At 72.3% G+C, this 24,302-nt stretch carries 28 protein-coding genes and 1 riboswitch; of the genes, 22 read left to right on the forward strand and 6 right to left on the reverse strand.

Features of this window, described 5'->3' with window-relative positions:
• On the forward strand, positions 1-1,278 hold the full coding sequence (locus GA0070608_RS24750) for a hemolysin family protein (RefSeq protein WP_091630871.1): 1,278 nt from the start codon (positions 1-3) through the stop codon (positions 1,276-1,278).
• 87 nt (positions 1,279-1,365) lie between these two features.
• Positions 1,366-1,536 (forward strand): hypothetical protein, encoded by a 171-nt coding sequence (locus GA0070608_RS32790; RefSeq protein WP_176733828.1) that lies wholly within the window; start codon positions 1,366-1,368, stop codon positions 1,534-1,536.
• 6 nt (positions 1,537-1,542) lie between these two features.
• Here GA0070608_RS32790 and GA0070608_RS24755 read toward each other — a convergent pair whose 3' ends face one another.
• The gene (locus GA0070608_RS24755) at positions 1,543-2,193 is read right to left on the reverse strand and encodes a hypothetical protein (protein WP_091630872.1); all 651 of its coding nucleotides are present in this window, start codon (positions 2,191-2,193) and stop codon (positions 1,543-1,545) included.
• 120 nt (positions 2,194-2,313) lie between these two features.
• Here GA0070608_RS24755 and GA0070608_RS24760 point away from each other — a divergent pair, with 120 nt between their 5' ends.
• On the forward strand, positions 2,314-2,517 hold the full coding sequence (locus tag GA0070608_RS24760) for a hypothetical protein (protein ID WP_091630873.1): 204 nt from the start codon (positions 2,314-2,316) through the stop codon (positions 2,515-2,517).
• Here the strand turns inward: GA0070608_RS24760 and GA0070608_RS24765 are convergent.
• The 3 genes from GA0070608_RS24765 to GA0070608_RS24775 form a co-directional block, all read right to left on the reverse strand.
• Positions 2,514-2,993, reverse strand: a complete 480-nt coding sequence (locus tag GA0070608_RS24765; RefSeq protein ID WP_091630874.1) for a hypothetical protein — start codon at positions 2,991-2,993, stop codon at positions 2,514-2,516. The two genes, GA0070608_RS24760 and GA0070608_RS24765, sit on opposite strands and share 4 nt — an antisense overlap.
• The gene (locus tag GA0070608_RS24770) at positions 2,990-3,202 is read right to left on the reverse strand and encodes a phosphatidylethanolamine-binding protein (protein WP_091630875.1); all 213 of its coding nucleotides are present in this window, start codon (positions 3,200-3,202) and stop codon (positions 2,990-2,992) included. The genes GA0070608_RS24765 and GA0070608_RS24770 overlap by 4 nt, the downstream gene beginning before the upstream one ends.
• 78 nt (positions 3,203-3,280) lie before the next feature.
• The gene (locus GA0070608_RS24775) at positions 3,281-4,162 is read right to left on the reverse strand and encodes a universal stress protein (protein WP_091630876.1); all 882 of its coding nucleotides are present in this window, start codon (positions 4,160-4,162) and stop codon (positions 3,281-3,283) included.
• A 119-nt stretch (positions 4,163-4,281) separates the two neighbouring features.
• On the opposite strand from GA0070608_RS24775, the gene GA0070608_RS24780 reads away from it, so the two are divergent.
• From GA0070608_RS24780 to GA0070608_RS24850, 15 genes are all read left to right on the forward strand, one after another.
• Positions 4,282-5,028 carry an SAM-dependent methyltransferase gene (locus GA0070608_RS24780; protein ID WP_091636090.1) on the forward strand — a complete coding sequence of 249 codons (747 nt, stop codon included), beginning with the start codon at positions 4,282-4,284 and terminating at the stop codon, positions 5,026-5,028.
• A gap of 253 nt (positions 5,029-5,281) precedes the next feature.
• A complete protein-coding gene (locus GA0070608_RS24785; RefSeq protein WP_091636094.1) occupies positions 5,282-6,460 on the forward strand; it encodes a PP2C family protein-serine/threonine phosphatase in 1,179 nt (392 codons plus the stop codon).
• A 53-nt stretch (positions 6,461-6,513) separates the two neighbouring features.
• On the forward strand, positions 6,514-6,984 hold the full coding sequence (locus GA0070608_RS24790; protein WP_091630877.1) for a MarR family transcriptional regulator: 471 nt from the start codon (positions 6,514-6,516) through the stop codon (positions 6,982-6,984).
• A gap of 316 nt (positions 6,985-7,300) precedes the next feature.
• Entirely contained in the window at positions 7,301-7,942 is a 642-nt protein-coding gene (gene clsA, locus GA0070608_RS24795) for a cardiolipin synthase ClsA (protein WP_091630878.1), read from the forward strand.
• Complete coding sequence (locus tag GA0070608_RS24800) at positions 7,939-8,883, forward strand: DUF881 domain-containing protein (protein ID WP_091630879.1); 945 nt, start codon at positions 7,939-7,941, stop codon at positions 8,881-8,883. The genes clsA and GA0070608_RS24800 overlap by 4 nt, the downstream gene beginning before the upstream one ends.
• Entirely contained in the window at positions 8,880-9,212 is a 333-nt protein-coding gene (locus GA0070608_RS24805; RefSeq protein ID WP_089000302.1) for a small basic family protein, read from the forward strand. The genes GA0070608_RS24800 and GA0070608_RS24805 overlap by 4 nt, the downstream gene beginning before the upstream one ends.
• Before the next feature lie 10 nt (positions 9,213-9,222).
• Positions 9,223-10,221 carry a DUF881 domain-containing protein gene (locus tag GA0070608_RS24810; RefSeq protein ID WP_091630880.1) on the forward strand — a complete coding sequence of 333 codons (999 nt, stop codon included), beginning with the start codon at positions 9,223-9,225 and terminating at the stop codon, positions 10,219-10,221.
• A gap of 54 nt (positions 10,222-10,275) precedes the next feature.
• Complete coding sequence (gcvH, locus tag GA0070608_RS24815) at positions 10,276-10,656, forward strand: glycine cleavage system protein GcvH (protein WP_091630881.1); 381 nt, start codon at positions 10,276-10,278, stop codon at positions 10,654-10,656.
• Positions 10,657-10,870: 214 nt separating this feature from the next.
• On the forward strand, positions 10,871-11,323 hold the full coding sequence (gene odhI, locus GA0070608_RS24820) for an oxoglutarate dehydrogenase inhibitor Odhl (protein ID WP_091630882.1): 453 nt from the start codon (positions 10,871-10,873) through the stop codon (positions 11,321-11,323).
• Positions 11,324-11,373: 50 nt separating this feature from the next.
• Positions 11,374-12,075 (forward strand): transcriptional regulator FtsR, encoded by a 702-nt coding sequence (ftsR, locus tag GA0070608_RS24825; RefSeq protein WP_176733829.1) that lies wholly within the window; start codon positions 11,374-11,376, stop codon positions 12,073-12,075.
• Between the two features lie 178 nt (positions 12,076-12,253).
• A complete protein-coding gene (locus GA0070608_RS24830; RefSeq protein WP_091630884.1) occupies positions 12,254-12,718 on the forward strand; it encodes a bifunctional nuclease family protein in 465 nt (154 codons plus the stop codon).
• A 189-nt stretch (positions 12,719-12,907) separates the two neighbouring features.
• Positions 12,908-13,492: a MerR family transcriptional regulator gene (locus tag GA0070608_RS24835; RefSeq protein ID WP_245715931.1), complete on the forward strand. Its 585-nt coding sequence runs from the start codon at positions 12,908-12,910 to the stop codon at positions 13,490-13,492.
• A gap of 268 nt (positions 13,493-13,760) precedes the next feature.
• Positions 13,761-14,966: a nitric oxide synthase oxygenase gene (locus GA0070608_RS24840; RefSeq protein ID WP_091630885.1), complete on the forward strand. Its 1,206-nt coding sequence runs from the start codon at positions 13,761-13,763 to the stop codon at positions 14,964-14,966.
• Positions 14,967-14,969: 3 nt separating this feature from the next.
• Entirely contained in the window at positions 14,970-16,193 is a 1,224-nt protein-coding gene (locus tag GA0070608_RS24845) for a globin domain-containing protein (RefSeq protein WP_091630886.1), read from the forward strand.
• Positions 16,190-16,813 carry a hypothetical protein gene (locus GA0070608_RS24850; protein WP_091630887.1) on the forward strand — a complete coding sequence of 208 codons (624 nt, stop codon included), beginning with the start codon at positions 16,190-16,192 and terminating at the stop codon, positions 16,811-16,813. The genes GA0070608_RS24845 and GA0070608_RS24850 overlap by 4 nt, the downstream gene beginning before the upstream one ends.
• Positions 16,814-16,824: 11 nt before the next feature.
• Here the strand turns inward: GA0070608_RS24850 and GA0070608_RS24855 are convergent, their stop codons facing one another.
• Complete coding sequence (locus GA0070608_RS24855; RefSeq protein ID WP_091630888.1) at positions 16,825-17,487, reverse strand: NAD(P)H-binding protein; 663 nt, start codon at positions 17,485-17,487, stop codon at positions 16,825-16,827.
• Positions 17,488-17,600: 113 nt separating this feature from the next.
• Between GA0070608_RS24855 and GA0070608_RS24860 the strand changes: the two genes are divergently transcribed.
• Complete coding sequence (locus tag GA0070608_RS24860) at positions 17,601-18,467, forward strand: Sir2 family NAD-dependent protein deacetylase (RefSeq protein ID WP_091630889.1); 867 nt, start codon at positions 17,601-17,603, stop codon at positions 18,465-18,467.
• 68 nt (positions 18,468-18,535) lie between these two features.
• A riboswitch (glycine riboswitch) is annotated at positions 18,536-18,634 on the forward strand.
• 74 nt (positions 18,635-18,708) lie between these two features.
• Positions 18,709-21,567 carry an aminomethyl-transferring glycine dehydrogenase gene (gcvP, locus tag GA0070608_RS24865; RefSeq protein ID WP_091630890.1) on the forward strand — a complete coding sequence of 953 codons (2,859 nt, stop codon included), beginning with the start codon at positions 18,709-18,711 and terminating at the stop codon, positions 21,565-21,567.
• 127 nt (positions 21,568-21,694) lie between these two features.
• Here the strand turns inward: gcvP and GA0070608_RS24870 are convergent, their stop codons facing one another.
• A complete protein-coding gene (locus GA0070608_RS24870; protein ID WP_091630891.1) occupies positions 21,695-21,895 on the reverse strand; it encodes a DUF5999 family protein in 201 nt (66 codons plus the stop codon).
• A gap of 123 nt (positions 21,896-22,018) precedes the next feature.
• Here GA0070608_RS24870 and GA0070608_RS24875 point away from each other — a divergent pair, with 123 nt between their 5' ends.
• Positions 22,019-23,257, forward strand: a complete 1,239-nt coding sequence (locus GA0070608_RS24875; protein WP_425413242.1) for a chorismate-binding protein — start codon at positions 22,019-22,021, stop codon at positions 23,255-23,257.
• Between the two features lie 319 nt (positions 23,258-23,576).
• A complete protein-coding gene (locus GA0070608_RS24880; RefSeq protein WP_091630893.1) occupies positions 23,577-24,227 on the forward strand; it encodes a dihydrofolate reductase family protein in 651 nt (216 codons plus the stop codon).
• Positions 24,228-24,302 lie beyond the last annotated feature (75 nt).

The raw sequence follows: 24,302 nt of genomic DNA on the forward strand, positions 1-24,302 counted from the left end.
ATGGGGTCGCAACTCGGTCAGCTCGCGCTGGTGGTGGTGCTGGTGCTGGTCAACGCGGCCCTGTCGGGCAGTGAGATGGCGCTGGTGACGTTGCGCGAGGGGCAGGTGCGGCAGCTGAGCCGGCGCAGCCGCTCCGGGGAGCGGCTGGCCCGGCTGGTCCGCGACCCCAACCGGTACCTGGCCACCATCCAGCTCGGCATCACCCTCGCCGGGTTCCTGGCCTCCGCCGCCGCCGCGGTCTCCCTGGCCGAGCCGCTGGTCGGGCCACTGGGCTTTCTCGGCGGGGCCGCGCGCGGCGTCGCGGTCGTCCTGGTCACCATGCTGCTGACGTTCGTCACCCTGGTCGTCGGCGAGTTGGCCCCCAAGCGGCTGGCGATGCAGCGCGCGGAACGTTGGGGGCTGGTCAGCGCCGGCCCGCTGGACCTGCTGGCCCGGCTGTCCCGGCCGGTGGTGTGGCTACTCAGCCGGACCACCGACGTGGTGGTGCGGCTCGCCGGTGGTGACCCGCAGGCCAGCAGGACGGAGATGAGCGAGGACGAACTGCGGGAGATGCTGGTCAGCCAGCGGGGCCTGTCCGCGCAGCAGCGGGAGATCCTCACCGGCGCGTTCGACATCGCCGGCCGGACGCTGCGGGAGATCCTGGTGCCCCGGCTGGACGTGACGGTGCTGCCCGCGGCGCTGCCCGCCGCCGACGGGCTGCGGCGGCTCGCCGCCGCCGACCGTTCCCGCGCCCCGGTCGTCGGGCCGGGCGGGCTCGACGAGGTGTGCGGCGTGGTGCACATCCGCGAGCTGGTCGAGGCGGGCACGGCGACGGTCGCCGACCGGGCCCGTCCGCCGTTGCTGCTGCCCGACACGCTGCCGGTCGCCGACGCGCTGCGCCAACTGCGGCTGTGTCACCAGCAGCTCGCCCTCGTCGTCGACGAGCACGGCGGGGTCGACGGCATGATCACCATGGAGGACCTGCTGGCGGAGGTCGTCGGGGAGTTGTACGACGAGACCGACCGGGACGTGACCGCGGTGACCCGGGAACCGGACGGCTCGCTGCTGCTGCCCGGCGACTTCCCGCTGCACGACCTGGCCGACGTCGGCGTGCGCCTGCACTTCCGGCCGTCGCGGGAGTACACGACGGTGGCCGGGCTGGTGCTGGCCGGGCTGGGGCACCTGCCGACCGGCCCGGGCGAGACCGTGCGCCTGCCGGGGCTGACCGTCGAGGTGGTGGAGGTGTCCGGCCGGGTCATCCGGCGGGTCCGGCTGCGCGGCTTCTCGACCGGCCCCTGACCTGACACTCGGCCGGGTGAAAACGGATGAAACGGCTGCGACCGGTGCGGTCCAGGTCGTACCGTGCGATATGTGAAGGACCGAGGGATGCGGACGTTCGTCACCGTGCTGGCCGGCCTCGCGGTGATCTACTTCGGCACCACCGGCCGCAGCGAGGAGGACGGCCGCGGTGTGTCCGGCGGCCTCGTCGTGCTCGCGCTGCTGGCGGCGCTGCTGGTGTGGCACCTGACCAGGCCGGGCGACAAGACGGTCAAGTAGGTCGGGTCACCCGGCGGCGGCGCGGGTGACCTCACCGGCGGACTCCTCGCCGAGGGCCACCCGGACCAACGCCGAGGCGAGCCGGCCGAAATCGGCCGGGCCGACCAGCCCGGCCAGCCGGTCCGCCGAGCCGGGCAGGCCGAGACGTTCCGCCCCGGCCAGGGCCCGCCGGTCGACGAACGGGCGCAGGCCCGGCCAGACCACCTGCGCCTCGCGCAGGAAGATGTCGGCTCCGGTGGGGCCGATGCCGGGGAACTCCGTCAACAGCCGGCGCAGGGCGGCCGGTTCGTCACCGGCGTCGCGGTGCAGCCGGCGCAGGTCCCCACGCCAGCGGTCCAGGCACAGCCGGGCCCCGGTGCCGAGCATGGTGGAGGTCCGTTCGTCGTAGCGGCGGTAGTGGCCCCGGCCCAGCGCGTCGACCCGGTCCTGCCAGCTCGCCGCCTCCATCGACTGCGGGGTCCGGTAACCGGCGACGAAGAGTTCCCGGGCGGCGGCCACGGCCACCCGGGCCCGGATTCGGGTGCTCAGCAGCGTGGCGAGCACCAGCAGCTGGTAGAGCGGGGCGGGCCGGTCGGCGAGCGTGATTCCCGCCTCCTCGGCGTACGTGCGGCCCTGCCGGTCCAGCAGGACCCGCGCCACCTTCCGGTCGTCGCCCATTCTCGGGAGATACCCGCCCCGCGCCCGGTCACCCCTGTGGCCGTCCGGCTCACCGGGTATGCCGTCGGGGCGGGCGGGTAACCGACGTCGGACACGGTCGAACCCCGAAAGGAGAGACCCGTGGTGAACCCGCAGCAGGAGGAGTTGCGCCGCAACGACAAGGGCGCCACCAGCCAGGACAGCAAGGGCCCCAACCCCGGCGGACAGGTGCGTAGCCGTGGCTCGTCGCGGGGCGACCAGGGGCGGCCGGTGCCCCGGGGGCAGGTGTCCCCGTACGGCCCGGCCACCGAGCCCGTCGCCGAGGACGAGAGCATGCGCCGCTAACCACCCCGACCCGAGGCGGGTGGCCGCAGCCGGTTCCAGGTGGCTGCGGCCGCCACGCCGTACGCGAGGTGCGGCACGATGTCGGCCAACCAGTCCGACCGGCGCCAGGAGCGTGGGTCGGTCACCCCGAGCAGGGTCATCGACCCGTCGGACATCGTCATCACACCGCCGCCGAGCACCCCCGCGGCCAGCGGCAGCGGCATCCGCCGGCCCCGGGCGAGCAGGGCGTACCCGAGTCCCGCCGCGACGCCGATGCCATAGCCGAGCAGGGGCCCGAGGCCCGAGCGGCGGTTCGCCGCCCGGTCCTCGGGCCCCAGGTCAACGTGCGCCACCCCGGCCAGTCGTCCGGCGGTCTTCTCCGGGGTGCTGCTGGCCGGCCGCGCGCGCACCACCATGTCCAGGTAGCTGACCATGTTCAGGGCGACGCTGCCGACCGCGCCGGCGATGGCTCCGTCGGCCAGGCCCGTCGCCCTCACTTCGGGTCGCCCGGTTCGCGCTCGCCCTTGGGGCCGTAGCCGCGCTCGCCGCGCACGACGCCCCGCTGCCCGCGATCGGACTGCAGGATCCGGTTGGCCACGTCGTTGGCCTTGTCGTCCGGCACCCGTCGTCCCGAATCGTCGATCACGTCCCGGATGCGTGCCCGCTGCTTGTCGTACGCGTTGCTGCCCGGCCGTGGTCCTGGCATCACTGCCTCCTCCGGTCGTCGCCGTTGGCGTGCCGGGCTCGTCTACCCGCCTGCGCCGGGGCCAACCCCGTGACCGGTTCAGCGCGGCGCGTGGATCACCGCGACGGGGCAGTCGGCGTGGTGCAGCAGCGACTGGCTCACCGAGCCCAGCAGCAGGCCGGTCAGCTCGCCGCGGCCCTGCCGGCCGACCACCAGCAGCTGGGCCCGCCGGGACGCCTCGGCGAGCACGGTGCGGGGGCGACCTCGTGTGGTCTCCCGGCTGACCGCCACGTCCGGCCACCGCTCGGTCAGCCCGGCCATCGACTCGGCGACCACCCGCTCCTCCTCGGAGCGCAGTTCGGTCTCGTCGTACACCAGGGGGCGCATGTCGCCGGGGCCGGTGGAGGTCGGATGTCGGTAGGCGTGCAGCGCGACCAGCGGTGCGCCGCGCACCGAGGCCTCCTCGATGGCGAACTCCGCGGCCAGGCGGGCCGTCTCGGAGCCATCCACCCCGACGATCACCGGCCCGTCGGGGTGGTCGGTGCCACGGGCGACCAGCACCGGACAGTCGGCGTACGCGGCGACCTGCACCGCGACGGAGCCGACGACCAGGGCGGAGAACCCGCCGAGCCCCCGGTCGCCGAGCACGATCATCGCGGCGGCCGGCGACTCGCCGAGCAGCACCGCGGCGGCCTCGCCGTCGATGATCTCGCCGGAGACCCGCAACCCGGGCACAGTCGCGTCGGCCTCTTCAGTCGCGGCGGCGACGGTCTGTTCCGCCTGGTGCCGCAGGCCCGCGCCGGGTGGGCTGCCGGCGGGCGCGTCCACCGGCACCCGCAGCAGGGGCCAGATGAAGCCGTGCACGATCCGCAGCGGCCGGTGACGCCGGGCCGCCTCGACGGCGGCGAGCCGCACGGCACGCAGCGCCGCTTCCGAGCCGTCAACGCCGACGACCACCGCCGCGCCGTTCGCCGAGTTCACCGCCCACCTCCCGCCGGTTCCCGGCCAGTATCGCGGCCGGCCGCCTATCGGCGGGCCGATACCGCGCAGGCCGACCGGTGGGTACGCTGTCCACGGCCACCGGGGAGGGAGCGTCGTCGATGGTTGAGCCGGACCAGCCGAGCACCGCGCGAATGATCGATTTCTGGCTCGGTGGGGAGCACCACTTCCCGGTCGACGTGGCGGCTGCCAGCGCCTTCGAGCAGGCGTACGGGCCGTGCCCGCCGGTCTTCCGCGAGCTGCGCGCCTTTCTCGGCCGGGCGGTGCGGGCGATGGCCGCGCAGGGGATGGAGAGTTTCCTCGTCTTCGGTGCCGGGGTGCCCACCATGGGCAATGTGCACGAGGCCGCCCCGGAGGCCACCGTGCTCTACACCGACGTCGACCCGGTCACCATCCGCCTCGGCCAGCGCCTGCTGACCGGCAGCGACCGGGCCGGCTACGGCTACGGCGATGCCACCGACATGGGTACGGTCGATCGCGCCCAGCTGCACCGGTTCGTGCCGGGGTGGGGGAGAAGGCCGGTCGGCGTGGTCTTCCTGGGTCTGGCGGCGTTCCTGGACGACGTGACGCTGGCCCGCACCCTCGACGAGCTCTACCAGGCGACCGCGCCGGGCAGCCTACTCGCGGTCGACTTCGACACCGAGGAGCTGGCCGGTTTCCCGGAGGCCCTCGCGATGATGGGTCCGGCGTTCCGGATGCGCCCGCCGACTGCGTTCCTGCCGCTGCTGGGCCGCTGGACGCCCACCGACGACGGCATCGTCCCGATCACGCGGTGGCGTCCGGACGGCCCACCGGCGCAGGTGCCGGACGCCTTCCACGGCGGGGTCGCCGTCCGCTCGGCGGGCTGAGCGCCCGCCCACCGCAGCGCCCGCCCCGAGCTTCCGGGGCACCCTTGGCGGCACCGGCCCAACCCCTTTGCCGACGGCTTCGCGCCCAGCCACCGGGCGCGCGGGCAGGGGCGGCGCGGTGCGCCGTGCACCCGCGCAGGCACCGGCGTGAGACGTGGCCTGGCGCCTCCGGGCCGCACCCCCGCCCGCCCGGTGGGCGGGGAAGGGGCCTCCGTATGATGCTTGCCCTACGGCAAGCATCCGGAGGATGATCATGTTGGAGGCACCGGGCCAGGTCTCGCGTGTGCTTCGTGCGGCCCCGCCCGACCAGGTGGTGGAGGCGGCGGACCGGGCCATCCGGTCCGTTCTGGGCGCCTCGCGGACGGACGTGTTCATCGCCGACTACCGGATCAGCGGGCTCTGGCCGGTGCTGGACGCAAACCTCGCCGGCGGCGGCTCGCTCGCCTGCCACAACATGGCACAGCGCTGCTTCAGCAGCCAACAGCCGGTGACCGACACCGACGACGAGGGCCGGTGCCGGCTCTACCTGCCACTGTCGGTGTGGGGGGAGCGGCTGGGTGTGCTCCTCGTCGAGCTGCCCGACCCGCCCGACCCGGGCACCGTCGAGCGGGCCACGGACATCGCCGGCGAACTGGCCGTCGTGCTGCGCGCGGCGGACCGGGAGACCGACCGGTACCGCCGTCTCCGCCGGCGGGAACGGCTCAGCATGGCCGCGGAGATGCAGTGGGAGCTGCTGCCGGGGCGCGGCGTCAGCCACACCGCGTTCGAGCTCGCCGGCCAGCTGGAGCCCGCGTACACGGTGGGTGGGGATCACTTCGACTGGTCCGTGGACGACAACCGGCTCGCCGTGACGGTGCTCAACGGCGCCGGCATCGGGCTGACGGCGGCGCTGCTGACCGCCGTCACCGTGAACGCGCTGCGCAACGCCCGGCGTTCCGGTGGCAGTCTCGTCGAACAGGCCGAGCTGGCCTCCGACACGGTCTTCTACCAGCACCGCGGCCGTCGGTACGTGGCCACGCTGCTGCTCGAACTGGACACCGTCACCGGCCGGGTGCGGGCGGTGGACGCCGGCTCCCCGCACCTGCTGCGGCTGCGCGGCGGCACGGTGACGCCCATCGACCTCGAGCAGCAGCTGCCGCTGGGCATGTTCGCGGAGGCCCGCTACGACGTCCAGGAGTTCGACCTGGAACCGGGGGACCGCCTCTTCGTGGTCAGCGACGGGGTGTGGGCCGCCGACCCCGGTGACCGTGGGGCGTACGGCGAACGGGCGATGGCGCGGGCGATGCGATCCACGCGCCTGCAACCGCCGGCGGAGGCAGTTGGTACGGTGATGCGCGAACTGCACGCCTGGCATGCGGATGCCGACCTGCGCGACGACGCGGTCGTCGTCTGCCTGGACTGGCGTGGTTCCGCCGGGCGGGACGACGGGTGAGAGCCGTCGCCGCGACGGCAGGACAAGAGCGGGACGATCGCAGGGGACACCGGGTGGAGCGACCTCCGAATCTCGCCACGGCGATCGACGCCGCCGCCGAGGCGCTTGTCGGTGTGCTCGATTCGGCGGTGTCCCGGCACCAGATGGCCGTCTCGCCGACCCAACTGCGCGTGCTGTCGCTGATCAGTGGCCGGCCGGAGACCAACGTCAACGGCCTGGCCGAGCTGCTGGACGTCGTACCGTCCTCGGCGAGCCGGCTCTGCGACCGGTTGGAGGCCATCGGGCTGCTGCGTCGGGTGCCCGATCCCCGTGACCGGCGGGAGGTGCGGCTGATGCTGACGGCAGCCGCTGAGAGGTTGCTGCGCGAGTTGCAGGAGCGTCGTCACCGGGCGGTGCAGGCCGTGCTGGACCGGATGCCCGGCCGGGCGCAGCACGAGCTGCTGCTGGCGCTGCTGGCCTTCGAGCAGGCGGCCACCGCCGCGCCGCTCGATACTCCGGCCGACTCCTCGGTCCGCACCGCCTGACAGGGCTTCCCGCCGCGCGCATAGCCGGCAACCGCTCCACTAGTGTCCTAGGATGCCCTACGCGTGGTGACCCGTCACACACCACGGCAACGGTCACCACGCACCCGGCCGGCTGAGCCCGGAGTAGACCTGGGCAGCCCGATATAGTGGCAGCGCAATCAGCCGGCCCGTGATCGCGACGATCGCGGGCCGTGTCAGGGGAGGGTCCCGTCCGGGGGCCACAGGGGTGCCGGCGTCAGCCGGCCCGACAGCGCCCACGTTCTCCGCGCCGCCCGTCCTCGGCCGGGGCGGCTGAGCGTGCCGCGGAGGAGGTTCGGTGTCGCGTCCGCCGGCTCGGGAAGATCGCCCGGGGGCCACCGCCGGCACGAGCGGGTCGCCCGTGGGTGACCGGATCCTCACGCTGCCGAACGCCATCAGCTTCGTCCGGCTGCTCGGCGTACCGCTCTTCCTCTACCTGCTGCTCGTCGCGCGCGCCGACGTGGCCGCGCTCGTGGTGCTGGCCATCGGCGGCACCACGGACTGGGTGGACGGTTGGATCGCGCGTCGGATGCATCAGGTCAGCCGGCTGGGGGAGCTGCTCGACCCGCTCGCCGACCGGCTCTACATCCTCGCCACCCTGCTCGGGTTCACCGCCCGCGACGTGGTGCCCTGGCAGTTCACTGCGGCCCTGCTGGCCCGGGAGCTGCTCCTGCTCGGTTCGCTGGGGGTGCTGCGTCGGCACGGGTACGGGCCGCCGCCGGTGCACTACGTCGGGAAGACCGCCACGTTCCTGTTGCTGGCCGCCTTCCCGGTCCTGCTGCTCGCCGCCGCGGTGCCGGGCGCCGCGGCGGTGGCCGGGGCGATCGGCTGGGGCCTGGCCTGGTGGGGCCTGGTGCTCTACTGGGTGGCCGGCGCGCTCTACGTCGTGCAGGCCGGCCGCCTGGTCAGGGCGGTGCGGACCGGGGGAGCGTCGGCATGACGGGCACGCCGGGCGACAGCCAGGGACGCGCCGACCGGGTGTACGCCCCGGACTTCCTCACCGAACTGTTCCGCAACCCGTTGGATCCCGGGTACGCCGACGCCGCGGCCCGGCGCCGGGAGCGGCAGGCTCCGCCTTCGGGATGGCGGCACTGGTCGGCGCGGTCGGTGAGTCTGGTCGTGGCGGTGACCCTGGGTTTCCTGTTCGCGGTGGCGTACCGGCAGACGCTGGAGGCCGAGCCGGGGCGCAGCCAGGCCCGTTCCGGCCTGGTCGAGCAGATCAAGCAGCGGGAGACCGAGACCGACCGGTTGTCGGTGCGGGCCGACGAGCTGCGGGCGGAGGTGGCACGGCAGCGGGAGGCGGCGCTGGGTGGTTCGGAGGCGGCGCGGTTGCGCACCCTGGAGGCGGGCACCGGCCTGGGGCCGGTGCGCGGTGACGGCGTGGTGGTACGCCTGGCGGACGCGCCGCAGAAACCGGACGCGGTGACCGGCGCGGACGTGGGTCCGTCCCGGGTGATCTACAGCGATCTGCAGGGTGTGGCCAACGACCTGTGGGCGGCGGGGGCGGAGGCGATCGCGATCAACGGTCAGCGGTTGACGGCGATGTCGACGATCCGGTCGGCGGGGCAGGCGATTCTGGTGGACTACCGGCCGGTGAGCGGGCCGTACGAGGTGTCGGCGATCGGCCCGAGGTCGATGCGGGACCGGTACGAGGACAGTCGCAGCGCGTTGACGATGCGGAAGGTGGCCGAGGACACCGGGCTGTCGTTCGGGGTACGCAGGGCCGAGGACCTCACCTTGCCGGCCGCTCCGGACCCGCGGCTACGCTACGCGCAGCCCTCGGTGAGCCCGACGCCGTCGCCGTCGGGGGCTGATCGTTCCGTCAGTCCTGGACCGCCCGGTTCGAGGACGTCTCCCAGTCCCTCCGGAGGTGGTCGATGATCGCGGTGCTGGCGTTGCTCGCCGGTGTGGTCCTCGGGGTGTGGCTCGACCCCACGGTCCCCACGGCGTTGCAGCCGTACCTGCCGATCGCGGTGGTGGCCGCGTTGGACGCGGTGTTCGGCGGGGTGCGGGCGAAGCTCGACCGGATCTTCGACGACAAGCAGTTCGTGGTGTCGTTCATCTCGAACGTGTTGGTGGCGGGTCTGATCGTGTATCTGGGTGACCAGTTGGGGGTGGGTGGTCAGCTCTCCACCGGCGTGGTGGTCGTGCTCGGAGTGCGGATCTTCGGAAACGTGGCGGCGATCCGTCGGCACCTGTTCCGGGCGTAGGTTGGTGGCGATGAGCAGCGACGAGCACACCGAGACGGGTACGGGTTGGCCGCAGCCGGCGGGTCCTGGGCGGCCGTCGGGTCCGGCGGGCGAGCCCGATCCGCGGCCGGACTCGCCGGATCCGGACGAGTTGAGCCCGTTGGCGCCGGAGCGTTCCGTGCCACCGGCGGAGCCGGTCGTGCAGGAGCCGGACGACGGCGCGACGGTGGATCTGAGCCGTGCCGCCGGTGAGGCTTCCGCCGCGTCGGCGTCGGTCCGGGGCGATGAGGCTTCCGCCCGGTCGACGTCGGTCCGGGGCGGCGGGGCGCGGTGGCGTCGGCTGAGTTCGGCCGGGGTGATGATCGCGGTGCTGTTGGCGTTGCTGGGTTTCACCCTGGTGGTGCAGTTCAAGTCGACGTCGACGGATCCGACGGTGGGTGCGACGCGGCAGGAGGACCTGGTCCGGATCCTGTACGACCTGAACTCGCGGGAGGTTCGGCTGCGGCAGGACATCGCGACGCTGGAGGAGAGTCAGCGGCAGTTGCGTTCGGGTCAGCAGGGGCGGCAGGCGGCGTTGGAGGAGGCGACGCGGCGGGCCGACGAGTTGGGCATCCTGGCGGGGACGTTGCCGGCGACCGGGCCGGGGTTGTCGGTGCGGTTCGAGGCGGGTGAGAAGCCGATCTCGGCGTCGCGGGTGTTGGACGCGGTGCAGGAGTTGCGGGGCGCGGGCGCGGAGGCGATGCAGATCTCCGGTGGCGACCGGGCGACGGTGCGGATCATCGCGTCGACGTTCTTCCTGGACGGGGAGAACGGGTCGTTGGTGGTGGACGGGCGTCGGTTGACGGGCCCGTTCACGATCACGGTGATCGGTGATCCGGCGACGATGCGTACGGCCTTGAACATTCCCGGCGGGGTGGTGGCGTCGGTGACGGGTGACGGCGGTAAGTTGATCGTTGAGGATCGTGAGGCTGCCGAGGTTTCGGCGCTGCACGCGCCGATCAAGCTGGAACACGCCCGTCCGGTCTCCTGACCGGCGCGGCTCGCACCGGGTTTCCGGTGCGCCGATGGATGAAGGACGCGTCTGGTGATTCCTGAGGATCTGCGGTATACCGCCGAGCACGAGTGGGTGGCGGGTGACGGCGGCGGCACTGTCCGGGTCGGCATCACGCACTTCGCGCAGGACGCCCTGGGCGACATCGTGTACGTCCAGCTGCCCGATTCCGGTGCGGTGGTGGCGGCCGGTGAGTCGTTGGGTGAGATCGAGTCGACCAAGAGTGTGTCGGAGATCTACGCCCCGCTCGGCGGTACGGTGGCGGCGCGCAACGAGGCGCTCGGCGACACCCCTGAGATGATCAACACTGATCCGTACGGTGCGGGTTGGTTGGTGGAGATCCGGCTGGACGATCCGGCGGCGGTCGACGGCCTGCTGTCCGCGGACGCGTATCGTGAGCTCACCGAGAGCTGAGTACGTCCCCTCCGGGCGTGGCGGGTGTTCCGCGCGTCCGGTTGCCCTGCATTTCGGCGCTGGCTAGGCTCGCCCAGTCGACCGAGAACCCAATAGTTGAGCGTTGCGGAATTGCCTTTCCGGGCACGGGGAGCCAGCCGCCGGGTGTTGGAGTGCCCGGCGGCCAGACCCGCCATTACCCGACGCCGACCGAACAGATCCGTGAGGTGGTCCCATGACGCGCCCAGACGACGAGTTCCCCCCACTCGACGTCACTTCGACGCTCAATCTCGGTTCGCTCGACGAAGTGCTGGAAGGGCCGGACACCGATGTGGTGCCGAGCCGGATGTCCGGTTCGTTGCCGGCGGGTATGGCGTTGCTGGTGGTTCGCCGGGGTCCGAACGCGGGTGCCCGGTTCCTGTTGGATCACGATGTGACGACCAGCGGCCGTCATCCGGACAGTGACATCTTCCTCGACGACGTGACGGTGTCGCGGCGGCATGCCGAGTTCCACCGTGACGGTGGGACGTTCACGGTGCGGGATGTGGGCAGCCTGAACGGCACGTACGTGAACCGGGAGCGGGTCGAGGCGGCCACGTTGAGCAATGGTGACGAGGTGCAGATCGGCAAGTTCCGGGTGGTGTTCATCGCCGGTCCGCGCCCGGAGGAGGGGGCCGGCCGGGGGTGAACGAGCCTGCCGCCTCCATGCCGCCCGAGGTGGCCCGTGCCCAACCGTTGATGAGTATCGGTGAGGTGCTGGGTCAGCTGCGGGTTGATTTTCCGGACGTGACCATTTCGAAGTTGCGGTTTCTCGAGGCCGAGGGTCTGGTGGAGCCGCAGCGGACGGCGGCGGGTTACCGGAAGTACAGCTGGGACGATGTGGCGCGGTTGCGGTTCGTGCTGTCCGCGCAGCGGGACCAGTATCTGCCTTTGCGGGTGATCCGCGATCAGTTGGCGCAGTGGGACGCGTCCGGGGAGTCGCCGGGTCGGCAGCGGCCGACGTTGGTGGCGGTGGGCCCGGACGGTGAGGTTCCGGGGCGGGTGCCGGAGGAGTCGGTCGGGTCGCCGCAGGTGCGGCTCGGCCGGCTCGATCTGGTGGCGCGTAGCGGGATCGACGAGTCGACGCTGGGCGAGTTGGAGCGGCTCGGTGTGGTGGTGTCGGATCCGCCGGGTTGGTATGACGACGACGCGTTGATCATCGCGCGGGCGGTGGCGGGTCTGGCGGCGTACGGGTTGGAGCCGCGGCATCTGCGTGCTTTCCGGACGGCGGCGGATCGGGAGGTCGGTCTGTTCGCGCAGTTGCTGGCGCCGTTGGCGCGGCAGAGTGATCCGGCGGCGCGGGCGCGGGCGGCGGAGACGGCGCGGGAGTTGGTGGCGTTGTCTCAGCAGTTGCACGCGGCGTTGGTGCGGGTGGGGTTGCGGTCGACGTTGGGTCGGTGATCCGGCGGGGGGCCGTGCGGAAGGATCTTCCCCGGGAAGCGTGTCGTAGGCTTGCCGGGGTAACCCCTTTCTGGCGCGGTCGTGGTGCGGGTAGCGCATGGGACGGCCGTGTCGCGGTCCGTGTACCGTGCAGGGAAGGGCGCGGTGCGGCGTAGGTGACAACGACACGGAGGCGGCGGTGCGCGAGCTGAGCGTGGTCGGAGTTCGGGTGGAGCTGCCCAGCAACCAGCCGATCGTCCTGCTCAGGGAGGTCGAGGGGGACCGCTATCTGCCGATCTGGATCGGTGCGGTCGAGGCGACGGCGATCGCTTATGAGCAGCAGGGGGTCAAGCCGGCCCGGCCGCTGACCCATGATCTTCTGCGGGACGTGTTGGCGGCGTTGAAGGCGCCGTTGCAGGCGGTGGAGATCATCGAGTTGAAAGAGAACGTCTTCTACGCGGATCTGTTGCTGGGTGACGGGGTGCGGGTGTCGGCCCGGCCGAGTGATTCCATCGCGTTGGCGTTGCGGGTCGGTGCGCCGATTCGTTGTGCCGAGGAGGTCCTCAGCGAGGCGGGGATCGTGATCCCGGACGAGCAGGAGGACGAGGTGGAGAAGTTCCGCGAGTTCCTCGACCAGGTGCGTCCGGAGGACTTCGCCGGCTGATTCCAGCCCTTTCCGGGATGTCACGTGCGGTGACCGTCCCGATGCTGTGGGTGATCTTCGTTTGTCGTGGCGCGGCGTGTCGCGACGGTTCCTGCGGGGCAATTCCTGAAGGCGGCTATAGGGTTGCCGTGTCGAGGGGTGCGCGTCCCGGAAACGACGTGTCACCGCACTGGCGGGGAGGTTGTCCGGATGCACGAGTCGCGAGATCCTGATCCGGGTACGGAGCTGGACGAGCCGGGTGTGACGCCGTCGGGGTGGGCGACTGAGGGTGACGGTGCCGTCGGATATCGGGGTGTGACGGCCTGCCACGCGGTGGGGATCAGCTACCGCCAGTTGGACTACTGGGCGCGTACCGCGCTGGTGCTGCCGAGTGTGCGCGATGCGTCGGGTTCGGGCACGCATCGGTTGTATTCGTTCCGGGATCTGGTGGTCCTGAAGGTGGTGAAGCGCCTGCTGGACGCCGGGGTGTCGTTGCAGAACATCCGCAAGGCGATCGAGGCGCTGCGGTCCCGTGGGGTGGAGGATCTGGCGGGCATCACGTTGATCTCCGACGGTACGACCGTGTATGAGTGCCGGTCGCCGGAGGAGGTGGTCGACCTGTTGCAGGGTGGCCAGGGCGTGTTCGGCATCGCGATCGGTGGGGCGTTCAAGGAGATCCAGGGTTCCCTGTCGCACCTGCCGTCGGAGCCGGCGATGTCGGCTGAGCCGCCGGTGGTGGCGGATCCGGTGGGTGACGAGTTGGCGGCGCGTCGGGCGCGGCGTCGGGCGGGTTGATCCGTACGAGCGGAGTGTGGGTGTCCCCTTCCGATCTGTCAGCTTGTTGACATTCTTATCGATCATGTGAATCCTGTGCGGTGTTCCGCCGTGTTCCGCCGTGTTCCGCACGGATGTCGCCGTTCGTCGTGTACGGGCGGGGCTGCTGGCCGGGACGACGCCAGTTCTCGACGATCGGATTTGAACAACTGTGCAGACGGACCTGGATGCCGCTGCGGCGGCGGTTGCCCCAGTGCGTGCCGCAGGTGAGGGCGGGTCTGGGTGCCCGGTGACGCACTCTTCGGACTCGTATTCCCCGGACTCGCAGGCCCCGACGGCCGGGGACGTGGCGGTGGAGGCGGTGGAGTTCCTGCATCTGTTCCACGAGGAGCGGCGGCTGTCGGGTGTGGCCGCGCGGGTGGCGCAGGTGCGGGAGGAGATCGCGGTGACCGGTACGTACCGGCACACCGGCGAGGAGTTGGTTTACGGGGCGAAGGTGGCGTGGCGGCAGTCGGCGCGCTGCGTGGGACGGGTCCGGTGGGCGGGGTTGAAGGTCCGGGACCGCCGTGATGTGACGACGGTGGCGGGGATCGCGCAGGAGTTGGCGCGGCATCTGGCGTTGGCGGACAACGGCGGGCAGATCCGGTCGGTGATGACGGTGTTCGCGCCGGACCGGCCGCGGGTGGGTCCGCGGGCGCGGATCTGGAACGACCAGTTGATCCGCTACTGCGGGCATCGGGCGGACGACGGGTCGGTGCGGGGTGATCCGGCGCAGGTGGCGATGACGGACGCGGCGCGGGGTCTGGGATGGCATCCGCCGGTGGCGCCGGGGCGGTTCGATCTGCTGCCGTGGGTGGTCGAGACGGCGTACGAGGATCCGACGCTGGTGGAGGTGCCCCGCGATCTCGTACGGGAGGTGGCCCTGACGCATCCGGCGTACCCGTGGTTCGAGGAGTTGCGGTTGCGTTGGCACGCCCTGCCGGTGATCAGCAACATGCGGTTGCGGGTGGGTGGGGTGGACTACAGCTGTGCCCCGTTCAACGGGCACTACCTGAGTGACGAGATCGGCACCCGGAACATGGGTGACGGGGCCCGGTACGACCAGTTGTTGCCGGTGGCGCGGGGGTTGGGGTTGGACACCTCGCGGGAGGACACGCTGTGGCGGGAGCACGCGGTTCTGGTCATCAACCAGGCGGTGTTGCACTCGTTCCGTTTGGCGGGGGTGCGGATGTCGGATCCGCACACGGAGTCGGAGTTGTTCATGACGTTCTGCGCGCAGGAGGAGCGGGCGGGTCGGCCGGTGCACGGTGACTGGTCGTGGCTCAACGGCAGTGTGGGGTGGGCGGCGTTGCACGCGGTGCATCACCGCTACTACGACACCCGGGTGCCGAACCCCAACCTGTGGCAGACCGATCGTGTGTACGGTTCGGCGGGCGCTGCGCCGTTGACGCTGCGGCAGCGGCACGATGTGGCCCGTCTGCGGGAGGCTTACTGAGGCATGGATGTCGTGGCGTTGCGCCAGAGCTGGGCCCAGTTCTCGGTCGCCGGTGCAGAGGCGGCGAAGTATTTCTATGCGACGTTGTTTCTGATCGCGCCCGAGACGCGCGCGATGTTCCCGACGAACATGCAGTACCAGCAGGACAAGTTACTGGCGGCGTTGGGGCATATGGTCACCCACGTCGATGACGAGCGGGTGGTGACGGCGTTCGCACAGCGGTTGGGTGCCGATCATCGGCGGTTCCAGGGTGAGGACGGGCAGGGCCGGCCGGTGCCGTTGGCGCAGTGCCACTACGTCTGGGTCGGGCAGGCGTTGCTGGCGACGTTGGAGCGGTTCCTGGGTCCACGGTGGACGCCGGGGCTGCGGGACGAGTGGGCTGCGGCGTACGAGTTGGTGGCGCGGTTGATGCTCACCGGTGCGGCGGAGGCGGAGCAGACGTCGCCGCCGTACTGGGAGGCGGAGGTCCTGGCGGTGTGGCGGCGACGGGCCGACGTGTGTGTGTTCACGGTCCGTCCGAACTATCTGTGCGAGTACCTGCCGGGGCAGTCGCTGCCGGTGCAGGTGCCGCAGTTGCGGACGTGGCGGTATCTGTCGCCGGCGAACGCGCCGCGCACGGACGGGACGATCGAGTTCCATGTGCGGGCGGCGGGTCGGTTCTCCACGCATCTGGTCCGAAAGCTGCGTGAGGGTGACCGGGTGCTGCTGGGCTCGCCGGTGGGCACGGCGTTGTCGTCGTACGACCGGTCGCCGGATTTGCCGTTGCTGCTGGTGGCGGGGGGCACGGGGGTGGCGCCGCTGCGGGCGGTGGTGGAGGCGTTGCGGCGGGGGCCGGGTCGGGCGACGACGTTGGTGGTGGGGGGAAGGACCCCGGACGACCTGTACGACGACTGGGCGTTGCGGGAGTTGGTTTCGACCGCGCCGGGGCAGTCGTGGCAGCCTGGTGGGTGGCTGCGGTACGTCCCGACGGTGGAGTCGGGCTGGCAGTGGCAGGGGGCGGTGGGCACAGCCGGTGACACGGCGGTGCGGTTGGGTCCGTGGCGGGACACCGATGTGCTGGTGTGCGGCAGTCCGGAGATGACCAGGGCGACGGTTGCCATCCTGACGGTGTCGGGGGTGCCGCCGGAGCGGATCCTGGCGGAGAGTTTCCACCATTCCCTCTATCCCCCTCTGGCAGGTGCGGCTGTCGCCGCGCCGGACGACTTCAGTTGGACGGGTGCCCGATGAGCATCGATCACGGTGACCGGGTCGCCGATGCGCACGGTGAGTTGAGCCGGGCGGTGGGTGCGTTGGAGGCGCGCCGGTTCCGGGGTGGCTGGTGGTTGTCCGCCGACGAGGTCGCCGGCCTGGCCCGGTCGGCTGGCGAGCGGGCGGCGTTGCTGGACGGTGAGGTGGATCGGCTGCGGCGGGAGAATGAGGGCCTGGCGCGGCAGGTGGAGATGTTGCGTCACGGCGCGTTGCCCAGCACTGCCCCGCAGGGCCCGGACCCGATGATGATCGAGTTGGCGGTGCGGGCGCAGGACGAGGCGAACCGGACGATCGGTGAGGCCAGCGTGGAGGGCGCGGAGATCATCGCCGAGGCGCGGCGGCAGGCCGACGAGATCATCGCCGAGGCGCAGGCAGCGGCCGGGGGCGTCGGCCCGCAGGGGGCGCGGGGCGGGGAGTTGCCGCGGCAGGTACGGGAGTTGGAGGACCGGCACGCGGCGTTGGTGTCTGCGGTGGCGACGGCCCAACAGCATCTGGAACGGTGGCAGGTGTATCTGTCGGAGCAGTCGGAGCAGTTGCGGGCCGACGCGGCGGCGGCCGGGGCGGTCGGCGCGCAACTGCGCGCCGTGCTCGGCGGGTAGCGGCGCCGGGGTCAGCGCCGGTCGACGGCGGCGATGGCGTCGGCGATGGTGGTGTCGCCGTCGACGAGTTCCAGGATCCGGCCGGCGGTGCCCGGGTGGTAGAGCAGGGCGACCAGTACCCGGGCGACGTCGGTGCGGGTGACGGCGGCGCCCGCTGGGGCGTGCCGGGTGAGGGTGATGCGCCCGGTGGGCGGGTCGTCGGTGAGTCGGCCGGGGCGCAGGATCGTCCAGTCGAGGTCGCGGCCGGTCAGGTCGTCCTCGGCGGCTTTTTTCGCCCGCAGGTACGCGGCGAACACCTCGTCGGTGCCGGCGGGTGCTTCGCCCTCGACTCCCACGGACGACAGCAGCAGGTAGCGGCGGACGTCGGCGCGCTCGGCGGCGTCGGCGAGCAGGACGGCGGCGGCCCGGTCGACGGTGTCCTTGCGGGCGGCACCGCTGCCGGGGCCGGCGCCGGCGGCGAAGAGGACTGCGTCGGCGCCGTGGAGGTGGTCGGCGAGTTCGTCGACGCCGACGTGTTCGAGGTCGGCCACGACGGGGTGGGCGCCGGCGGCACGCAGCGCGGCGGCGTGGTCGGGGTTGCGGATCAGGCCGACGGCGGTGTCGCCACGTCCGGCGAGTTCGCGGTGGGTCAGCTGGGCGATCTTGCCGTGTCCTCCGGCGGTGACGACGCGCATACTGCCCAACCTAGCTGCCGCGCCGGTGCGGTGCGGACGGTCGGCGGCAGCCGTCGGTGTTCGCCGGTGGGCGGTGTTCGCCGTGGGGCGGTGGCCTGAGGCAGCATGGACGGGTGACGGAGACGGTCGACGCGGTGGCCCGCCTGGTGGCCGGCGGTGGTGTCGTGGTGTTGAGCGGGGCGGGCCTGTCCACCGAATCGGGCATCCCGGACTACCGGGGGCCCAGTGGCGTGGCGCGGCGGCACACCCCGATGACGTACCAGGTGTTCACGCGGGACGCGCAGGCGCGGCGGCGCTACTGGGCGCGTAGCCATCTGGGGTGGCGGGTGATCGCGCGGTCGGCCCCGAACGAGGGACACCGGGCGGTGGCGCGGCTGCAACGTGGCGGGCTGGTCGACGGGATCATCACGCAGAACGTGGACGGGCTGCACACCGCTGCGGGCAGCCCTCAGGTGGTGGAGTTGCACGGGCGTCTCGACGAGGTGGTGTGCCTGGGCTGCGGCAACCGGACGTCGCGGGAGGAGTTGGACCGGCGGCTGCGGGAGGCGAACCCGACGTTCGGCGCGCGGGTCACGGCGGTCAACCCGGACGGTGACGTGGATCTCGCCGACGACGAGGTGGCCGGGTTCCGTACGGTCGACTGCACGTTCTGCTGTGGCGGCATGCTGAAGCCGGACGTGGTGTTCTTCGGCGAGACGGTGCCGGCGCAGCGGGTGGCCCGCTGTTTCGGCCTGGTGGCGGGGGCGCGGCTGCTGCTGGTGCTGGGGTCGTCGTTGACGGTGCTGTCGGGTCGCCGGTTCGTGCTGCGCGCGGCGAAGCTGGGTATTCCGGTGGTGATCGTCAACCAGGGGCCGACCCGGGGCGACGGGTATGCGATGTTGACCGTCGACGCGCCGCTGGGCCGGCTGCTGCCGGCGCTGGCCGATCGGGCGGTCGGTGGGGGTGAGGTGCCGGTGGGGCTGATGGGCGTCGGCCGGTAGCGGCCCCGGCGTCGGGGGGTAGGACCTTCGGCGGGCGACCCGGCGCTGGTAGCGTTGACCATGCCGGTAGTACCCACGTGGGAGAGACCGCCCAGCAGCATCTCAGGCGGCGCCGAAGGGGCAAATCCTCCCCGGAACCTCTCAGGCAAAAGGACCTCGTGGGCAGGCACTGTGGAGCGCCTCGCGGGTGCGACAGAGGGGGAGGCCGACCTGTCGACCTCGCCCCACGGGAGCGCCGCCCATGACCACAGAGCAGTTCGCCGCCCGCCACATCGGTCCCGATCCGGACGACGAGCGCCGGATGTTGGAGATCGTCGGTTACGGCTCGATCGACGAGCTGATGGATGCGGCGATCCCCGAGGTGATCCGCTGGCACGGCACGCTGGATCTGCCGGAGCCGGCCAGCGAGCACGACGCCCTCGCCGAGCTGCGGGCCCTGGCGGCCCGTAACGCCGTCGCGGTGTCGATGATCGGTCTGGGTTACCACGGCACCCACACTCCGGCGGTGATCCGCCGCAACGTGCTGGAGGATCCGGCCTGGTATACGGCGTACACGCCGTACCAGCCGGAGATCAGCCAGGGCCGGCTGGAGGCGTTGCTGAACTTCCAGACCATGGTCACCGACCTGACCGGGCTGGCCACCGCGAACGCGTCGATGCTCGACGAGGGCACCGCGGCGGCCGAGGCGATGACCCTGGCCCGTCGGGCGTCGAAGAGCCGGAGTCCGGTGTACGTGGTCGACGCCGACACCCTGCCGCAGACCATCGCGGTGATCGCCAGCCGGGCCGAGCCGCTCGGTATCGACGTGCGGATCGTCGACGTCGAGCGCGACGAGTTGCCGGCGGAGTTCTTCGGTCTGCACCTGCAGTACCCGGGGGCGTCCGGGGCGGTGCGCGACCAGGCGGGTCTGGTCGCCGCGGCGCACGCCGTCGGGGCGCTGGTGACCGTCGCGGCGGACCTGCTGGCCCTGACGTTGCTGCGGGCGCCGGGGGAGGTCGGCGCCGACATCGCCGCCGGCACCACGCAGCGGTTCGGCGTACCGATGGGCTTCGGTGGGCCGCACGCCGGTTATCTGGCGGTACGGGCGGGGTTGGAGCGGATGCTGCCCGGCCGGCTGGTCGGGGTGTCGCGCGACGCGGACGGCAACCCGGCGTACCGGCTGGCGTTGCAGACCCGTGAGCAGCACATCCGGCGGGAGAAGGCGACCAGCAACATCTGCACCGCGCAGGTGCTGCTCGCCGTGATGGCCGGCATGTACGCCGTCTACCACGGTCCGGACGGGCTGCGGGAGATCGCCCGCCGTACCCATGACATGGCGGCCCGGTTGGCGGCGGCGCTGCGGGGTGTGGACGGCGTCGAGGTGGTCCACGACGCGTTCTTCGACACCGTCCTGGTGCGGGTTGCCGGTGGCGCCGAGGCGGTCGTCGCCGAGGCCGCCGCGCGGGGCGTGAACCTGCGGCTGGTCGACGCCGACCATGTGGGGGTGTCGTGCGACGAGACGACCACCCCCGCCCACCTGCGCAAGGTGCTCGACGCGTTCGGGGCCACGACCGGTGGGCGGCCGGTGGGTGTGGCGCCGGCGTGGTGGGACGCGCCGGTCGGGGGCGCGTTGCCGGCGGCGCTGGCCCGCACGTCGGATTTCCTCACCCACGTGGTGTTCCGCAGCCACCATTCGGAGACGGCGATGCTGCGCTACCTGCGGCGGTTGTCGGACTTCGACTACGCCCTGGACCGGGGAATGATTCCGCTCGGTTCGTGCACGATGAAGCTCAACGCCACCACCGAGATGGAGCCGGTGAGTTGGCCGGAGTTCGCCCACGTGCACCCGTTCGCGCCGGACGCGCAGACCACCGGCTACCGGGAGATGATCGCCCAGTTGGAGGGGTGGCTGGCGGAGGTGACCGGCTACGACGCGGTCAGCGTGCAGCCCAACGCCGGTTCGCAGGGTGAGTTGGCGGGTCTGCTGGCGATCCGCGCCTATCACCGGGACCGGGGTGAGGGGCACCGGGACGTGTGCCTGATCCCGTCGTCGGCGCACGGCACCAACGCGGCCAGCGCGGTGATGGCCGGCATGCGGGTCGTCGTGGTGGGCTGTGACGACGGGGGCAACGTCGACCTGGTGGACCTCGACGCGAAGATCGACAAGCATCGGGACGCCCTCGCGGCGATCATGGTGACGTATCCGTCGACGCACGGGGTGTACGAGACGGGCATCGCGTCGCTGTGCGCGAAGGTCCACGACGCCGGCGGTCAGGTGTACGTCGACGGGGCGAACCTCAACGCGCTGGTCGGGTTCGCCAAGCCGGGGAAGTTCGGGGCGGACGTGTCGCATCTGAACCTGCACAAGACGTTCTGCATTCCGCACGGCGGTGGCGGGCCGGGGGTGGGTCCGGTGGCGGTGCGGGCGCATCTGGCGCCGTTCCTGCCGGGCGATCCGCTGGGCGTGCACGTCGATGGCCGGCCGGCGATCTCGGCGGCGAAGTACGGGTCGGCGGGGATCCTGCCGATTCCGTGGGCGTACCTGCGGATGATGGGTGCGGCGGGGCTGGCCCGGGCCACCGGGGTGGCGGTGCTGGCGGCGAACTACGTGGCCGCGCGGCTGCGTGGGCACTTCCCGGTGCTGTACGCGGGCAACAAGGGCCTGGTGGCGCACGAGTGCATCCTGGACCTGCGGCCGTTGGCGAAGGCGACCGGGGTGAGCGTGGACGACGTGGCGAAGCGGTTGATCGACTACGGGTTCCACGCGCCGACGATGTCGTTCCCGGTGGCGGGGACGCTGATGGTGGAGCCCACCGAGAGCGAGGACCTGGCCGAGCTGGACCGGTTCTGCGACGCGATGATCGCCATCCGGGCGGAGATCGACGCGGTGGGGTCGGGGCAGTGGCCGGCCGGCGACAACCCTCTCGCCAACGCCCCGCACACGGCGGCGATGGTGTCGGCCGACGAGTGGGCGCACCCGTACCCGCGGTCGGTGGGCGCGTACCCGGGTGGGGTGGATCGGGCCGGGAAGTACTGGCCGCCGGTGCGGCGGGTCGACGGCGCGTACGGCGACCGGAACCTGGTGTGTTCCTGCCCGGCGCCGGAGGCGTTCGAGAGCTGACGTGGCGTGACGCCGGGGCGGGTCGTGGTGCCGCCCCGGCGGGTGCGCCGACCTGGGCGGGGGGTGTCCCGACCGGGGGACTAGCCTGGATCGACGCGGATAGAAGTGCGTTACGGAGCGTTACAGGTTAGGCGACGAGGGCGTGTCGGGCCGGGCCGCGGTGCGGGGCGATGCTGCTGCCGTCGGGGAGTAGTTCGCCGGTGTCCTCGAAGACGATGACACCGTTGCAGAGCAGGCTCCAGCCCTGTTCAGGGAAGCAGGCGAGGACTCGGGCGGCTTCCCGGTCGGTCATTTCGGCGGAGGGGCAGGTGGGTTGGTGCTGGCACATCGGGATCTCCGGACTGTGGGGGCACTGTGTCATGGTTCACATGACCAGTGACGCACAGTACCAAGCGAAAGTGGCCTGCATCGAGCAGGTATACGCATGGTTTATTGGAAATCCACTGAACGGATGAGGGCGAATGGGCCGGACGGTGTGGAAGCGCTCCCAGGGCTAGGGGTCGACCCGCCGGGGGCGCCGGCCGGCTGCCGCCGCGTCCGCGTCGAGCGGGCCCGGTGGGAGTGGCGCCCCACCGACGGCGGGGACCCGGCAGTACGGGTCGAGGAGTTCCTCGCCGCGTACGGCCTGCCGCTGCACGACCTGGCCCGCCCCGCCCCCGGCCACGACCCGGCCGGGGTGTGCGGGGCCGCCCTCTACGTCTCCGCCGCCGCCGGCGCGGCCCTGGTCGGCGCGCCGGCCGGCGCGGCCAACCCCGCCCCCGCGCTGCCGGAGGTGGCCGTGGTCGTCTACGGCCACGGCCCGGCCGCGCCGCAGCCGGCCGCACCGCCCGGCGCGCCGTGGTGGCTCGGTGACTGGGCGGAGAGCTGGACACCCCGCCAGCACGCCGACGCCGTGGCGTCGGTCCGCGCGGCGATCGGCCGCGGCGACGTCTACCAGGTCAACGTCGTCGGCCATGCCCGCGCCCGCTACGCCGGCGACCCGCTGCCGGCCCTGGGCCGGCTGGCCGCGCTGCCCGGTGCCCGCTACGGCGGCACCCTCACCGGAGCGGGCTGGGCGATCGGTTGCGCGAGCCCGGAAACCCTGGTGGAGCTGGCCGCCGGGCGGCTGATCACCAGACCGATCAAGGGCACCCGGCCGGCCACCGTCGCCGGCCGCGCCGAGTTGCTCGCCTCGGCCAAGGAACGCGCCGAGCACGTGATGATCGTCGACCTGGAGCGCAACGACCTGGCCCGCGTCGCCCGCACCGGCAGCGTGCGGGTCGACGAACTGTTCGCCGTACGCCGGTGGTGCGACCTGTGGCAGGCGGAGTCGACGGTGTCCGCGGCGGTCGCCGAGGGGCTCGGTCTGGCGGACCTGCTGCGGGCGGTCTGCCCCGGTGGCTCGGTCACCGGCGCCCCGAAGCTCGCCGCCCTGGACCGGATCGCCGCGCTGGAGCCGATCGGGCGGGGCGCCAGCATGGGCGCGCTCGGCTGGATCGCCCCGGGGCGCATCGACCTGGGCCTGACCATCCGCACCGCGGCGGTGGACGCCGACCGGGTGCACGTGTGGGCCGGTGGGGGCATCACCTGGGGCAGCGATCCCGACGCCGAGGTCGCCGAGGCGGCTGCGAAGAGCGCCCCGGTGCGCGCCGCGCTGGCAGCTCACCGGATGCCGGCCGCGGATGCCTCGGCGCCCACCGCGACGGATTGAACGCCGGCTGCCAGCCGGCCGACCCCGTGGTCCGGCCGGCCGCCCGGCGCCGTGGTGGTGCCCCTCTTGTTCAGCTCCGCGTCGACCCTGGTGAGCGCCTGCGAAGGAACAAGGCTGCGGTGATCCTGCCCTCGGCCAGCATGGCCTGCGACCCCCGCGCGGGGCATCCGTCGACCCTGGCGAACTAGCCGACGAGAGTGTTTGTCTTGACAAGATAATCTGTCGGTAGGAGGCTTCAGGTGTGCGGTGCTCCTCTGGAGGTACCCACACCGCATTCGTGGGTTGCGCGATGGCGCGGACCTTTCAGGGAGGGGCAGTCATGGAGATCAGCGTCCACACCTTCGTTAGCCTCGACGGGGTCATGCAGGGCCCGGGCGGGGCCGAGGAGGACACCAGCAGCGGCTTCACGCGCGGGGGCTGGCTCGTGCCGCACAGCGGAGACGGTCAGCTCGACGCCGTCGACGGGTGGTTCCGGCAGGCCGACGCCTTCCTGCTGGGACGCCGCACCTTCGACATGATGCGCGGCTACTGGACGCAGGTCACCGACCCCGACAACCTGGTGGCCACCGCCCTCAACACCTGGCCGAAGTACGTCGTCAGCAACACCCTCTCCGACGCCGACGCGGCCTGGGGGAACACCACCGTGCTGCGCGGCGGCGACATCGTCGAGCAGGTGCGACGGCTCAAGGGCCAGCCGGGTGGCGAGCTCCAGGTGCACGGCAGCTGGCAGTTGGCGCGAGCCCTGCACGACGCGGGGCTCGTCGACACCTACCGGCTGCTGCAGTTTCCCGTCGTCGTCGGCGACGGCAAGCGCCTGTTCGCCGACGGTGCCGCCCCGGCGACCTACCGGATCACCGGGTCGGAGGTGTTGGGCGGGGGCGCGGTCTCCCTCACCCTGCGCCAGGCCGGGTTCGACACCACCGGCGCCGGCGAGTTTGTCGTGCGCGACGGCAGGGAGGCCGTCGCGTGAACCGGGCACGCCGGTCGCCGGCCACCTGAGGGCTGGGGCAACCGGCGTCCGGGGCAGGGCATCGCCACCGGGGCC

Source organism: Micromonospora peucetia (genome assembly GCF_900091625.1).
In the GTDB taxonomy this organism is placed as follows: Bacteria; Actinomycetota; Actinomycetes; order Mycobacteriales; family Micromonosporaceae; genus Micromonospora; species Micromonospora peucetia.